The organism is Nitrospirota bacterium, from assembly GCA_030684575.1.
Lineage (GTDB): Bacteria > Nitrospirota > Nitrospiria > Nitrospirales > Nitrospiraceae > Palsa-1315.
Window position 1 is genome coordinate 88,061 of record JAUXVD010000021.1, and the last position, 13,447, is coordinate 101,507.

Consider the following 13,447-nt stretch of genomic DNA (forward strand, 5'->3'; position numbering starts at 1 on the left):
TCCGCCACCACCACACTCTCTTTGTGCGCCACCCGACTCTAGACATCACGTTGTGATCGGTATTCGTAGGATAGTCACGCTTCCTGGAGTTTTGCCACAGGTGCAACTCTTGCACAGTCCTGAAGCATTTCCTCGAAAGGATGCCTGTGTCACCCCTATTTCCTGAAAGCCCTCTTCAGTGCCTACCAGAAGATCTCTTGACGGCGAACGAGGCAGTCTCACGGGGAACAGATACGATGCCACAATCCCTCCTCTCTTCCCCGGACTCTGGCATGATCGTGTTTTCTTCATCCGCTCGCATCCTGCATATGAATGGACCGGCTCGTGCACTCATGGCCCTGTTCGGTGACACCCATGAGCTCTGGCCGCAGATGGCACCTGAATCCATGCCGTCCTTCCTCACGGAATTCTGTCGTGACGTCCTGGCACAGCTCCACCGCCGAGTCGAGACCGAGGACTGGGCACAGTTCGAGATGCGCCGCATTTGTCACATGGTTACGCCGTCCCTCCTGCTCAGAGGATTCGGGGTACCACACTCGACCGGTCATGAACTCAGAATTATCCTGACCCTCGACCCCCTGCGCTCACTCCCTCACCCTGGCAACAGTCCCGCACAGCTCCAACCCCTTACCACGATGCCGACCGATTGTTCACACACACATGCATAAGGACCGCACTGGTCCGGCATCTGAGATAATGGCATTCACCTTGACTCCCCGATGGCATCATGTTATTCGCACAAGATGACGATGCATCGCGGAAGGACATACCTCAGATGATTGGAGCCTGCCATCCATGTCTTCGCAGGCTTCAGCACTCTATCCGTGGCACGTTCTACGCCGGGGCAATCCTCGGCACCCTCCTGGGTCCAGTTCATGCCGAGGAGGTACCGGCCACGACCGGAATGATCTCCGCCCCAGTCGCTGAGGCCCCAGCTGCGAGTGAACCAACCACGATCGATCCCTCGATCACGTTACGCGGCTCTGTCTGGCGAACCAAACCCGGAATTGTCTTTCTCAAGACCCCGATCGGACTACTGACCCTCAGCTCCACGACAACCTTGAAGGATCTCAAGGCCTCACAGGTCGTGACCTTTTGGGTGCATGGGCGCCATACCGTCGTCGAGATCCGAAAAAGGACCGACGGATCGTTAGTCCATCGCTACCTCAGCGGGCCCATGACACATGGAACTGGCGATCAAAAATCCTTCCAATGGTGGGGGCCAGACGGTGACCTGACCATCCAGCTCGACACAGAGGACGAGCGGCTTTCGAGCTATCACGAGGGAGATCCGCTGACCGTCGAAGTCGACGACGACAATAGACTCCGAGGAGTCCACAACCTGCAGTTCGATCTGCAAGTCAGCCAAGCCCCGCCGACCGGCGCCGAGGCGCAACTGCTCCTCTCGGGAACTGTGACCAAGCTCAAATCCAACTTCGTCTTTATTCGTACTCCCATCGGCCTGGTCATGCTCAATTCAAAAATCGGAGTGCCTCACGTGAAGGTGGGACAGCCCTTGACCCTTCATATCGACCATGAGCATGTCACCGTCACGCTCCCCTCGACAAAGCCCGCAACTGCACGACCCGGCGCTGCAACCATCCGTTGACCCTCGGCTTTTGTACCATTCGCCCGTGACCGAGCAGGATACTCAAAAAATCCGCCCAGCAAAGCCGCAAGGCGTGAGCAACTAAACGCTGACGTGAACCGCGTTTTTGTGCACCGTTCATCGCTCAGCATTCAGCGTTTCCCAACTGGCAACCTTTTCAGCATCCTGCCAAGTTGGCTTGACAGGCCTCAACCAAGCCCCTAGACTCCGCGCCAACCATGCGCACTCCCGTTCCAAAGACGTCTCTTCAACGCCCGGCCACGCAAGAGCCGGACGGATTTGATAACCTCTATCGAGACCATGTCGACCTCATCTATCGATATGCACACCGGTTATGCGGCGAAACGGAGTCGGCCAAGGATCTCGTACAAGAGACCTTTCTCAATGCCTACCGGGGGCTCAAAGATTTTCGCGGCGAGGCACGGGTTTCCACCTGGCTCTATACCATCGCCTCACGGGCCTGCATACGGATGCGACGCAAACGCAAAGGGGAGCCGCAGCATGAGCTCTCGCTTGAAGATTTCGTGCCCACATCGGAAGGGGAGTTTCGCCTTCAGATCCCCATGGAAGGGCTCAGTCCGGAAGAGGCGCTACAGAATAAAGAGCTCCGGCAGGCCCTCGACCAGGCGATCGACAAGTTGCCTAAAAAATATCGGATGGCCCTCGTGCTCCGCGATATGGAAGGGTTGAGCGCCAAAGAGGTGGGATCCATCATGGGTTTGAACGAACGAGCCGTCAAATCGCGGTTGCACCGGGCCCGCTTGTTTGTGCGGAGGGAACTCAGTGCCCGCGGCATCACCAACCACGATGACCACAAGTCGGGAGGCTTGGGCTCATGACCAAGAAAAAAATAGCGACGCCAAAAAAACGCACGCCATCGTCTCACCGCCATACGCCAGGCCAAGGTCATTGCATGGACCTTCTCCGACAATTATCCGCCTATATCGACGACGAACTCCCCTCCGACATTTGCCGCGAAATACGCACACACCTTGGAGCCTGTCCAAACTGCGAAGTCTTCATCGCTTCGCTTCAGCAAACTGTCACTCTCTGCCGACATCGCCCGGTCCCGCCATTGAAGTCCAGCGACCGTGTGAACATGCGCCGGGCAATCCTCCAAGCCGCCAAGGTATAGTACGGACAACGACTGTTAACGGCCTACCAGCGGTGAATCGTCTTCCCCCGCCCCTTTCAGATCCTTCAAGCTGCATGGTACAGTACCGACTTCTTATCGACTTTTATCCTAGAGGAGCATAAGACATGATGCGCCTGCAGATCCTCCAACCTCGCCGATTCACGATCCTGTTTCTTGCTGGAACCCTGTCGATGGTCACGGCCATGAGCGTGATCGAGACCGCATCGGCATTTGCCGCAACAACGAAGAAGTCGAAGCGAGCGGTGACTGCTGCTGAAACGACGGCTCAGCGTTACGCCGAAGCCATGGGCGCAGGCAATGCCGTCGTCGTGGGCCAACTGGACTTCGCTTGTCAGTATCCCCTCGTGACCGCGTCTCCCAAGGGCATCAAAGCCTATCCGGCCGACTCCGATCCCCTCTACGACTCCTGCTGGCAAGGTCTGAAAGCCGCCCATGCACCCACCTTGGTTCGAACCGACGTAGGCATGGAGGTCTTGTGGCCCAGTAATGGAGACCTGGTCTTTTTCAGTGAAGAGCTCAACCGCTACCCCGCCTCGGCCTTCGTGACCGACTCACTGGGTCTGACGCCGCCGGGAACCGGGTTCCATACTCGCATTGTCGGCAGTACCGCAATCCCGTCGGCCTCGTTCCGCCTCCGACCGAATGGTCCCGTCGTGGCGGTGCCGACCACCTTGGTGAAAATGGCCGTCAGCTATCAGGACCCCCTGACCGCTCCGTTGACCTACGAGGCCGGTTCGGTCAAATGGACGAATACGATCAAGCGGACCAGACGCGGACTGAAAGAGATCACGCTCCAATGGGTCGTCCTCTCCGGGCTGAAGAAACATGGCTTCGCGGGCGACATGGCGGTCGTGAACCTTCCCGTGACCAGCGGCGCCGTCGCCGCAAGCGGCATCCGTGAAAAAATTCCGTTCCTCACCGAAAAGAGCCGAGCCCTCCCGGACTCGCGCGTCTGGTGGGGACCGACGGATCTTCCCGGTCTCTTGACCGCCGCAGCCGCTCGCGCCGCGACCTTTCCGGAACTGCGCGACCGCGTGGCCATGTTGAACCGTGTGCTCATCATCGATCCCAATCAGAGTGAGGCCCTCATGGTGCTGAGCCGGCACCTCTATGCCGTCATCCTGCGTGAGGCCATTCCCTTTCACAAACTCATGGTGAAGGATCCGGCGCTGGCCTTGGTGGTCAATGAGCATTTCTGGAACATCTACGCCCAGGCTATACGCATAGACCTCTCGCTGGGGATGGAGATGGGCGGGTTCGACAAACCGACGACGGCCGACTACCTCTACCGCATGCTCTCGGCCATGAGGACCCTGGCGGATGTCCATCCGGAACAACTCGATAACCTGTTCCGGTTAGGCGTCGCCCTGCGTTGGAATCTCGACCAAGACGCCTCGATCGAAACCCATCAATCCCTGGTAAAAGCCATTCCGCCCGAGCGACGATCCGGCAGAGCCGAAGCCCTGCTCCAACTGGCCTGGTCCCGCATCAACAAAGTAGCCTGGAACCGCATCTTCGACGACTCGGATATTCGGACCGCCTATCAGGACGCCGACGCAGCGCTCGCAACCGCCGACCTGCCGCTCGATAAATTCATGGCGGAATACACCAAGGCGTACAGCTTGCTGTTCACCCCGGATCGGAATAATCAGGCGGTCTTGGAGCTGCTGACAGAAGCCAAGAAATGGTTCGTTGAAATTCCCGGGCAGACGCCGGACATCTGGAATTTCTTCATCGGAGCAGAGTCATTGAAAGCGGTCCTGGATGCAGATCCCATCTTCCAGCCGCTCCTGGCTCAGGCGGAAGACAAAAAAGGCTGACGGCTTGGTTCCAGAAGCTATAGTTTTTTAGCGTCGATTGACGTACCTTGCTTGTCATGTTCAGGCTCAGCGCAAACCCGTCCGATCTGCGCTTTCCGCCCGTTGAGGAATCCACCCCTGAAGGACTACTCGCTGTCGGAGGTGACCTGCGGCCTGAACGGTTGCTCCAAGCCTACCGTCATGGCATCTTTCCCTGGTACGACGACGATCAGCCGATCTTGTGGTGGTCGCCCGATCCCAGGACCGTCCTCTTTCCCCCCAAGCTCCACATCTCACGCAGCCTCAAGAGAAGTCTCCGCCCCGGCATCTTCCGCGTCACATTCGATACCTGCTTTCGCGAGGTGATGACTCACTGTGCAGGCCCGAGACCGCAATATCCTGACGGGGGCACATGGATCACCAAGGAGATGCTCGACGCCTACACCCACTTACATGAACTCGGGTACGCCCATTCGGTTGAAACCTGGCAGGACGAACACCTGGTCGGCGGGGTCTATGGCATCGCAATCGGTGGAGCCTTTTTCGCAGAATCGATGTTCACCCGAACCTCCGATGCCTCGAAAGTGGCGCTGGTCTCGCTCATCCGCCAGCTCCAAGCCTGGGGATTCCAACTCATGGACTGCCAGCAATCCTCACCCCATGTGATGCACTTAGGAGCAGAAGAGATCCCCCGCAGAGAGTTTCTCGATCACCTCAATGCGGCGCTGACCGTTCCAGGTCGACGAGGACGCTGGCAGTTCGACATTCCATGATATAAGTCGTGAGCCGGTAGCTCAGTCGTCTAATTGAAATTAGTAATACCGTTCCTCCGTTATATAACCGGTTATCTAACTTTTTAGACTTTTCTCCTTCGTTACTCTCACCGTTTCTGTTCTGACTAGCACTTCAGCATTTGCCAAGACTGAGACTCACAGTATCATCACGCGACTTCGCGCTCGGCTTCGCACACGCCACTCCACTCGCCTATACGAGTCTCTCCATGCTGCTCATTTACCGCACACTAGACCCTGCGCCTTGACGGTCTCTGGGGTCCGCGCCATACTGCGCCCCATGCGCACCCTTTCCGTCATAAGGTACCTGGCTGCACTCGTTCTCCCCTCTGGGCATACGTCAGCTTCCCCACCGATCAACATTTCACCTGAAAAATTGCAAACGCTGCATACACAGGCAACCCAGGGCGTCGTGGAGGCACAGGACTTTCTCGGGACGCTGTATTTCGAGGGACGGAGTGTGCCGCAGGATTACGCGAAGGCACGGCAATGGTGGGAAAAAGCCGCCGCGCAGGGAAGCGCGAGCGCACAGAACGACCTCGGGCTGCTCTATGTCAACGGGCAGGGCGTGCCGCAGGACTATACAAAGGCGCGACAGTTGTTCGAGAAAGCGGTAGCCCAGGACTACGCGACAGCGCAGAACAACCTCGGGACGCTCTATGTCAACGGGCAAGGCGTGCCGCAAGATCACGCGAAGGCACAACAGTGGTACGAGCAAGCCGCCGCCCAGGGGAACGCAGATGCGCAGTACAACCTCGGGGTGGTGTATGCCGAAGGACGGGGTGTGACGCAGGACTATGCGAAAGCGCAGCAGTTGTTTGAGCAAGCCGCCGCGCAAAGTAATGCAAGCGCGCAGAACGACCTCGGACTGCTATATCAGAATGGGTGGGGCGTCCCACAGGGTTACGCGATGGCACGACAGTGGTACGAGCGAGCCGCTGCCCAGGGGTACGCGAACGCGCAGCAGAACCTCGGGGTAATGTATGCCAAAGGAGATGGCGTTCCGCAGGACTATGCGAAGGCACGGCAGTGGTACGAGAAAGCAGCTGTTCAGGGGAACGCAGATGCGCAGTACAACCTCGGGGTGATGTTTGAAGAAGGACACGGCGTCCAGCAAGATTACGGGAAGGCGCGACAGTGGTACGAGAAAGCCGCGGCACAGGGTGACGCGACAGCGCACTTCAATCTCGGGGGGCTGTATTACAACGGGAACGGGGTGCCGCAGGACTATGTGCGGGCGTATATGTGGTGGAGCCTCGCAGCAGCCAACTCGACAGGGGACGTGCAGAAGTCCGCAGCAAACAATCGAGAAGCGGTTGCACTTTGCATGACTCCCGCGCAGATTGTTGAAGCACAGCGACTCGCGCAACAGTGCCAGGCACAGCAGTTCAAGGGCTGTTGAATGGGATCCGTCGAATCCCCGCATTCACCGCAACCCGCACGCCACGCTCAAGGTGCCACTGGATGAGTTCGTGAGCTGATCGAGGGTCACACCCTCTTGCAATGACTAACGCGGGAATGGAAGTCAAAGAAGTAGTCCACAATGAAGCTGACGAAGTTTCTGGGCGTTCCTGTAACCAAGCTGCTCCAATATGGAGACGTTGTATGCGTCAGAGGACTAAGGCTCGCCACGTTAGCGACAGACTTCTTGGTAAAGGGAAAGGACTTGGGAGAAAGGTCGCATATTGGCAGATGGAGCGCAGCCTCAGCGATGACGAACTGGCAAGCAAAGCACGCATCTCAGTTGAATTTTTAAAAAAGATAAAAACGGACGAGCAGGAGCCGAGCGCGAGCATGCGGCGGAAGATTGCTGAGGCGCTGAAGGTGACGGTAGGGGAGTTGCTGGAGTGAGAGAAATATGGAAGTGAAAAGTAAAAACGCCCCCGCGATCCCCTACGGCTTTGCCAAGCTAATCGGTTATATAGCCATGGGACAGACTGAGGATCGTGTGCTGACCTCGTAGATAAAATGGAAGACCAAAACATGCTCAAACCTAATAATCCATCACCGTGCCATAAGGATAACGGGGGGAAACTCACAGGCACCAACCCTAATACACACCAAAGAACTTGGGACCCTATCAAGCAGAGCGGAAAGCTCTATTGCTCATATTGTCACAAGGAAGTTGATTCCAGATCATCAAACTGACCCACTACCCGTCTGTCAGACTAGTTCTCAAACTCATGACTATCGGAAATGTTTTTCAGCAGGAAGGAATTATGGATTCAGACTTTGTAACAACGAGGGATCGAATTGCCATTCCAACTCGGCTTCTTCGATCCCTACCCTGTCCATCCGTTTCCTGACTCGCTTCATAAGGAATCGCCGACTGGCCTTCACTGCGCGCATCGAACGAAATATATGCTCCCTCCAAGTTCGCTCGTTATCTCTCAGGGATGGGGACTGATTGATCTTCCACTGCGCGCGTCCAACGAGGGGAGTCCGCGACCGCGCGTTGCGCGAGCACAGAAGATCATCAGTCTCCATCCCTTCTTCTGCGCGAGCGATCCCTCACTACTTCGTTTTCAAGGGCAGCCTGGTCGATCCTCGAGTGCGCGCGTCGAACGAGCACATTCCTATCGTGCGCGTTCCGCGAGCAGGAGGACGACCAGGCTACCCTATCCCTTCCCCATCTTCGCCAGCTCCTCAAAGTAATGCGCGAAGGCCTTCATCCCGCTGGAGGCCTGGCCCCAGTCGAAATATTCGTTCGGCGCATGATAGCCATGCTCCGGCAGGCTCAAGCCCATGAACAGAATCGGCACCTTCCAGGCCTTCTGCATCGTCACCACTGCGCCGATCGATCCGCCTTCGCGGATGAAAGCCGGTTCTTTTCCAAACCCGGCCTTCGCGGCCCGCTTCACACAATCGACATAGGGCCCGTCGAAGCTCCCCTTGAACGGGTGCAGCATGCCCTCCTTCTCCACCTTTACATTCGGATTGATCTTGGCCACATGGCGCTTGAGCAGGGCAAAGGCTTTCTCCGGAGTTTGGTTCGGCACCAGCCTCATGCTCACTTTCAATTCGCCATGGCCAGGCACGACCGTTTTTACGCCAGGCCCGTGATAACCGCCGGTCAAACCATGCACCTCGAACGTCGGCGCGGCCCAGATGCGGCGCATGATCTCGGCTGGATCCTCCGTACGGAGCTTCTGAAACCCATAGGCCTGTTTGAAGCTCTTCACCTGGAAACCAGAGGCGAGGAAACTCTTGATCTCCGCCTTGGTCGGCTCAATCACATCGTTATAGAAACCGGGAATCTTTACCTTGCCGCTCTTGGCATCGACACAGGCATGGGCCACTTCCATCAGTTCCGCGAGCGGATTCCTCGCCGCGCCGCCGGTCACACCGGAATGGGCGTCTTTCGTGCCCGTCCGTAGCGTGAGTCTCGCGCCTAGCAGTCCACGCAAACCATAGGGCATGGCGGGCTTTCCTTTGGCGAGCCAGATGGTGTCCGACACCACGACTGAGTCCGGCCGAGGAATCGCCGCGCGGTTCTTCATCCCGGCTGCGAAATGCGGACTACCGATTTCCTCTTCCAGCTCCCAGAGAAAGCGGATGTTGATCGGGACTCCCTGCTCGATCGCGTACCTGGCGCCGAACAAGGCTGCGAGTGCCGGGCCCTTGTCATCCGTCGCGCCACGGCCATGATAGAGGCCGTTTTCTATCTTGAACGCAAAAGGCGCCTGCTTCCATTCCGGCTCCTGCGCCGGTTGCACATCCATGTGGTTATAGATGGTCACCGTCGGATGCTGGGCGCCGGTCATCCAGCCACCGGACAGGATCGGATATCCACCGGTCTCCACAATCTGAGCCTCCGCCCCCAGTCCCGTCAGCAACTGCCTCGAAAATTCCGCCATGCGCTTGATGTCGGGGGCCTTCGCCGGATCCATACTGATCGAAGGAATCTCCACCATCTGGCCAAGCAGATCTTCAAACCCTGGGCGGGTCTCCGTGATATAGGTTCCAAGTTGTCGGTCGTTTACACTCATGATGAGTCCTCCTAAAAGATGCCGCGGATTATACCGACTGTGTCTAAACTACGAAAGAGATTGCCTCGCCGCGACAGTGCGAACCGCGACTGTAAGAATGGTAGAATGCTCCACCGATGACCATCGAATGGTTCGACAAACATATGCGAGCTGTGTCGATCTGTCTCGCCCTCTGGTTGAGCTGGACGACATTGCCATCCGTATCTTACGCCGCCGACCCCATCACAGTTCGCGAGATCCTGGAAGAGCCCAGCCGCTTTCACCTTCGGCAGGTGATCCTACAAGGGACCGTTCGGAACGTGCAGCCCCTCGATCCCTATACGCTGCCGGCCGGCAGCACCTGTTACGGCGCCTACCTCTTCTACTTGGAAGACGAGACGGCGTCGATCAATGTGGCCTCGTTTGGCCGCTGCGGTCTCCCGACGGTCAAAGATCCCGACGTGGAAGACGGCACACGCATCGAACTCCACGCCACCATCCAGGCGCCAAGCCACGGTGGCTATTATCTGAGTTTCCAGGGAGTCGCGGTGGCAGGAGAACGCGAGGGTGTGATTCAGGCGGTGGCTGACCGGATTACCCCACTCCTTGATGAGGCGCAGACCCAATGATGAAAACTCAAAAAATATTTACTCCGGCACAAACGAGAATCGGATGGATCGGCACAGGCGTGATGGGATCGTCCATGTGCGGTCATCTACTGGCCGCGGGCTATACGGTAACCCTGCATAGCCGTACGAAAACCAAAGCCACAGCGCTGCTGGACCTCGGCGCAACGTGGGCCGAGAATCCGCGCGCAGTCGCCGCTGACTCGGATCTGCTGTTCACAATGGTGGGATTCCCCCAGGACGTGCGGACCGTCTATCTCGGCGAAGAGGGAATCCTCGCCGGCGCACAACCAGGCACGGTGCTCGTCGATATGACGACGACGGACCCGGCCCTCAGCCGCGAAATCGCCGAACGTGCAACGGCCAAGGGGCTCTCAGCGATTGATGCTCCGGTGTCCGGTGGCGATGTGGGCGCGCGCAATGCCACCCTCTCGATCATGGTGGGAGGCAGCAACGAAACCGTGCAGGCCGTGATGCCGCTCTTCGAACTATTGGGAAAAAAGATCGTGCACCAGGGCGGGTCCGGCACCGGGCAACAGACGAAACTCTGTAACCAGATCGTAATCGCCGGCACGATGATCGGCGTCTGCGAGAGTCTGCTCTATGGCTACAAGGCAGGGCTCGACCTGAACAAGATGCTGGACTCCATCCGTGGTGGAGCCGCCGCCTGTTGGACGCTGGATCATCTCGCGCCTCGTATTCTGCAACGCAACTTCGATCCGGGATTTTTCGTCGAACATTTCGTCAAAGATATGGGCCTCGCGCTGGAGGAATCGAAACGGATGGGGATTGCCCTGCCAGGTCTCACCTTGGTACATCAGCTCTACAAGACCGTCCAACAGCTCGGGCATGGCAGGAGCGGAACCCACGCGCTCATCCTGGCCCTTGAAGACCTCAGCAACGTCCACGGGAATAGGACGCCGACATGAATGCTCCATCATACATCGCGCTCGCCCTCTCGTTGCTCCTCACTGGTTGTGCGAGCAGTCAGGGCCTGCACCTCGATTCTCTCCAACAGACGCTGCGCGACGAAGAGACTCGCTTCGTCGGGGCTCAGCCATCACCATCGGCGGTAAGCCCTCCGACCAGACAAGGTCCACTAAAATTGGGGATCTATGTTATGCCGACGGGATTTCTTCACCATGAATTCGAGTGGACCGATGCCGATCGGGAGTCCCTGCTGGCCTGGACCAACGAATTACAACGCGACCACCTCATCAGCGGCGCCTCCTTCCTCCACATCGCGTCGATCAAGGGAAACCAATTCGTACAGTTACGCGAATCCGCGATACGACAGGGCATAGACCTCCTGCTCATCGTGGATGGCGCCGCGACCGTCGATCGTTATAACAACTACAAGGGCCCCTTATTGTACTGGACAATCCTCGGGGCCTACCTTGCCAACGGCACCCACAGCGATGCCCTCTGTCTCGTGCGAGCGGCCTTGTGGGATGTGCGTGGAGAAACCAAGCTGGCACAGGAAGAGGCGCAGGGATCGTCGAAGCTCGTCGGGCCCGCCACACGAGTGGATGATCGCGATGGAGTCACCGCAGCACGCCGACAGGCGCTGACCGCACTGATGAGCAGACTGCGGGAATATTTTGCAAGGACCGGCAGCGGATATTGACCGTGAAGGACATAACTGCCGCGTCTCACAACCCGTTGACGAAGGGAACTGGTGTGGCCCTCTCCCCTCGTCAGGTCAAGAGTGTATTAGGCTCCGCTCTCTCTGACAGCAGCTAGGTGTTTGACGGCTTCACGCACGGCCGTTCTGGCTTTGATCGCCGGATTCAAACTCGCCCCCGGATCCACCCTGTCCCCCAATTCCGCAACCCGTCGGCATTGCTTGATCGCCTCCAATAGGTAGGGCTGGGCTTCTTTGCCATGCGGATCGGTCGGAGGAAGGGACTTGAGGATTGTTTCTGCATGTTTACTGACCTCACCACAATGGTGGACGATCGCTTTGGTATCCCCCATCCCCCCGTGCGCCACCATTTCCTCGACGTCCTTGATCAAACCATCCGCTTCTTCTTGCAGCTTCGGTCTTGGGAGCTCGGACGCCAGGGAGACCTCCCCGGTCACAAGCGGTGGAAGCCATGTGGGAGATACAGCCCCCAACAGCATGGCGGCGATCATCCCTACGTTGAGAGTCGGAATCGACCGTACCTTCACCATCCTAATACCGTCCCTTCGGCTCTGCCAACGTTGTGGTCAATGTACGATAGAGACGATGAAACTCGTCTGTCGTGAGATCGGGGCTCTGCAGTTGCGCAAGAGCGGCTTGGTTGATGGGAAACTCGACCGTGTCGTCGTAATTCGATGAGGCAATGGTCACAAAGCGAGGAGGAAAGAGCCGTTCAGGCAAGAGAATCCCTACGCCCAGATTGTACTTGAGAGCCAAACGAATCACTTCCCTGGCCCGCTCGGCCGGCACGTCCCGACCTAGGCCGATGTTCTGCGGCGGCTGGCCCAATCTGGCAAACTGAAAGTGAACATTCGTCAACCCTGCTTGGGCGAATTCCTCCTGTAACGTAGCCACCTGGCTCTTATACTGCTTGGCCAGTACCACCTCGACCCGACTCACCGAGAGAGCCGGCCTGTCCTCGGCACAGAGGGCGGGCACAACCATCGTGGCGACAGAAACAGCGACCGCGAATGCATTCACATATCGATGCAGATTCATGGCTTATTTCCCCTCAAAGGTAAAGCCAACCGACATGGTCCCATTGTCAGCCACCGTGATCGCTTGTTCCTTCTCTCCAAGAGTCGGGTGCCAGGCCTTGATGCGATAGGACCCTGGTGGGAGATCTTTGATGGCAAAGGTCCCCTCCATTCCGGTGATGGCATAGTAGGGATTCTCCACGGCAAGCCCATGCCCCTGCATATAAGGGTGCATCCCGCATTGCATGGTGATGCCACGACGGTTCCCGGTCAACCGGACGATGTCGCTGGTCCCGGCCTTGGTCAGGGCAGGCCGGTGAAACATGATGAAAATGTGTTCCCGTTCCCGTTCATAAAACTGCAGGTCATGCGATACCGAATCCAAGTTGACCACGCTCAGCGGATGTTCATTTCTCATGACAGAGACGAACGGCACGAATTGACAGATATTCGCCTCGAGTTTTGTCTCCTGAAACTCGAAGGGCTTCCCCTTTTCCACCCCCTCGATGGTGACAATCACGTCTTTCAGTCCCTGCTGTTCGCCAACGGCCACTTCGCGAAGGAGCCGATAGCCGGATCCGTCTGAGAGGGCGCCGCAGTAGGCACGATCATAATACCGGCGAAGTTCAAATCGCGTCGGCTGCGGTTGCTCACCGACAAACCGCACGGTGCCCGTGACCGTAGCCCCGTTCGACACCGCTATTTCCTCGTAGGCTGATGCCGGAGCTGTATCCATCAAGGCGGCACTCAGAATCAGAGAACTGAAGAAACAGGTCGCGAAGCCACTTGCACGTCCTGACATATATACCACCCCTATAAAAATACATGGGGGAGCAT

At 57.5% G+C, this 13,447-nt stretch carries 14 protein-coding genes; 10 read left to right on the plus strand and 4 right to left on the minus strand.

The genetic code is table 11. The features are described from left to right. Positions 1-236 precede the first annotated feature (236 nt). The 7 genes from Q8N00_15675 to Q8N00_15705 all read left to right on the plus strand — a co-directional run bounded on the left by Q8N00_15675 (position 237) and on the right by Q8N00_15705 (position 7,206). On the plus strand, positions 237-668 hold the full coding sequence (locus Q8N00_15675) for a hypothetical protein (GenBank protein ID MDP2384230.1): 432 nt from the start codon (positions 237-239) through the stop codon (positions 666-668). 236 nt (positions 669-904) lie between these two features. Continuing rightward, positions 905-1,609, plus strand: coding sequence for a hypothetical protein (locus tag Q8N00_15680; protein ID MDP2384231.1), 705 nt, complete (start codon positions 905-907; stop codon positions 1,607-1,609). Positions 1,610-1,827: 218 nt separating this feature from the next. After that, positions 1,828-2,448 (plus strand): RNA polymerase sigma factor, encoded by a 621-nt coding sequence (locus tag Q8N00_15685; GenBank protein MDP2384232.1) that lies wholly within the window; start codon positions 1,828-1,830, stop codon positions 2,446-2,448. 421 nt (positions 2,449-2,869) lie between these two features. Then, complete coding sequence (locus tag Q8N00_15690; protein MDP2384233.1) at positions 2,870-4,585, plus strand: hypothetical protein; 1,716 nt, start codon at positions 2,870-2,872, stop codon at positions 4,583-4,585. 56 nt (positions 4,586-4,641) lie between these two features. After that, the gene (gene aat / locus Q8N00_15695; protein MDP2384234.1) at positions 4,642-5,337 is read left to right on the plus strand and encodes a leucyl/phenylalanyl-tRNA--protein transferase; all 696 of its coding nucleotides are present in this window, start codon (positions 4,642-4,644) and stop codon (positions 5,335-5,337) included. 394 nt (positions 5,338-5,731) lie between these two features. Continuing rightward, positions 5,732-6,757, plus strand: a complete 1,026-nt coding sequence (locus Q8N00_15700) for a tetratricopeptide repeat protein (protein ID MDP2384235.1) — start codon at positions 5,732-5,734, stop codon at positions 6,755-6,757. Positions 6,758-6,960: 203 nt separating this feature from the next. Next, complete coding sequence (locus Q8N00_15705; protein ID MDP2384236.1) at positions 6,961-7,206, plus strand: helix-turn-helix domain-containing protein; 246 nt, start codon at positions 6,961-6,963, stop codon at positions 7,204-7,206. Positions 7,207-7,973: 767 nt separating this feature from the next. Here Q8N00_15705 and Q8N00_15710 read toward each other — a convergent pair. Continuing rightward, complete coding sequence (locus Q8N00_15710) at positions 7,974-9,344, minus strand: M20/M25/M40 family metallo-hydrolase (protein ID MDP2384237.1); 1,371 nt, start codon at positions 9,342-9,344, stop codon at positions 7,974-7,976. A gap of 116 nt (positions 9,345-9,460) precedes the next feature. On the opposite strand from Q8N00_15710, the gene Q8N00_15715 reads away from it, so the two are divergent. The 3 genes from Q8N00_15715 to Q8N00_15725 are packed head-to-tail and all read left to right on the plus strand — an operon-like array spanning position 9,461 to position 11,576. After that, on the plus strand, positions 9,461-9,952 hold the full coding sequence (locus Q8N00_15715; protein ID MDP2384238.1) for a hypothetical protein: 492 nt from the start codon (positions 9,461-9,463) through the stop codon (positions 9,950-9,952). Beyond that, positions 9,949-10,878: an NAD(P)-dependent oxidoreductase gene (locus Q8N00_15720; GenBank protein MDP2384239.1), complete on the plus strand. Its 930-nt coding sequence runs from the start codon at positions 9,949-9,951 to the stop codon at positions 10,876-10,878. Before Q8N00_15715 ends, Q8N00_15720 begins: the two co-directional genes overlap by 4 nt. Then, positions 10,875-11,576 carry a hypothetical protein gene (locus Q8N00_15725; GenBank protein MDP2384240.1) on the plus strand — a complete coding sequence of 234 codons (702 nt, stop codon included), beginning with the start codon at positions 10,875-10,877 and terminating at the stop codon, positions 11,574-11,576. Before Q8N00_15720 ends, Q8N00_15725 begins: the two co-directional genes overlap by 4 nt. 86 nt (positions 11,577-11,662) lie before the next feature. Here the strand turns inward: Q8N00_15725 and Q8N00_15730 are convergent, their stop codons facing one another. From Q8N00_15730 to Q8N00_15740, 3 genes are read right to left on the minus strand one after another with little or no spacing between them, the layout of a single operon-like run. Next, positions 11,663-12,124: a hypothetical protein gene (locus tag Q8N00_15730; GenBank protein MDP2384241.1), complete on the minus strand. Its 462-nt coding sequence runs from the start codon at positions 12,122-12,124 to the stop codon at positions 11,663-11,665. Between the two features lies 1 nt (position 12,125). Then, entirely contained in the window at positions 12,126-12,632 is a 507-nt protein-coding gene (locus Q8N00_15735) for a hypothetical protein (protein ID MDP2384242.1), read from the minus strand. A gap of 3 nt (positions 12,633-12,635) precedes the next feature. Continuing rightward, entirely contained in the window at positions 12,636-13,412 is a 777-nt protein-coding gene (locus Q8N00_15740) for a carboxypeptidase-like regulatory domain-containing protein (GenBank protein ID MDP2384243.1), read from the minus strand. Positions 13,413-13,447: the final 35 nt, after the last annotated feature.

What these genes read in the sequence shown, in the direction of transcription:
- Q8N00_15675 (MDP2384230.1), top strand. Translation starts at nt 237, where the DNA reads ATGCCACAATCCCTCCTCTCTTCCCCGGACTCTGGCATGATCGTGTTT.
- Q8N00_15680 (MDP2384231.1), top strand. Translation starts at nt 905, where the DNA reads ATGATCTCCGCCCCAGTCGCTGAGGCCCCAGCTGCGAGTGAACCAACC.
- Q8N00_15685 (MDP2384232.1), top strand. Translation starts at nt 1,828, where the DNA reads ATGCGCACTCCCGTTCCAAAGACGTCTCTTCAACGCCCGGCCACGCAA.
- Q8N00_15690 (MDP2384233.1), top strand. Translation starts at nt 2,870, where the DNA reads ATGATGCGCCTGCAGATCCTCCAACCTCGCCGATTCACGATCCTGTTT.
- aat (MDP2384234.1), top strand. Translation starts at nt 4,642, where the DNA reads ATGTTCAGGCTCAGCGCAAACCCGTCCGATCTGCGCTTTCCGCCCGTT.
- Q8N00_15705 (MDP2384236.1), top strand. Translation starts at nt 6,961, where the DNA reads ATGCGTCAGAGGACTAAGGCTCGCCACGTTAGCGACAGACTTCTTGGT.
- Q8N00_15710 (MDP2384237.1), bottom strand. Translation starts at nt 9,344, where the DNA reads ATGAGTGTAAACGACCGACAACTTGGAACCTATATCACGGAGACCCGC.
- Q8N00_15715 (MDP2384238.1), top strand. Translation starts at nt 9,461, where the DNA reads ATGACCATCGAATGGTTCGACAAACATATGCGAGCTGTGTCGATCTGT.
- Q8N00_15720 (MDP2384239.1), top strand. Translation starts at nt 9,949, where the DNA reads ATGATGAAAACTCAAAAAATATTTACTCCGGCACAAACGAGAATCGGA.
- Q8N00_15725 (MDP2384240.1), top strand. Translation starts at nt 10,875, where the DNA reads ATGAATGCTCCATCATACATCGCGCTCGCCCTCTCGTTGCTCCTCACT.
- Q8N00_15730 (MDP2384241.1), bottom strand. Translation starts at nt 12,124, where the DNA reads ATGGTGAAGGTACGGTCGATTCCGACTCTCAACGTAGGGATGATCGCC.
- Q8N00_15735 (MDP2384242.1), bottom strand. Translation starts at nt 12,632, where the DNA reads ATGAATCTGCATCGATATGTGAATGCATTCGCGGTCGCTGTTTCTGTC.
- Q8N00_15740 (MDP2384243.1), bottom strand. Translation starts at nt 13,412, where the DNA reads ATGTCAGGACGTGCAAGTGGCTTCGCGACCTGTTTCTTCAGTTCTCTG.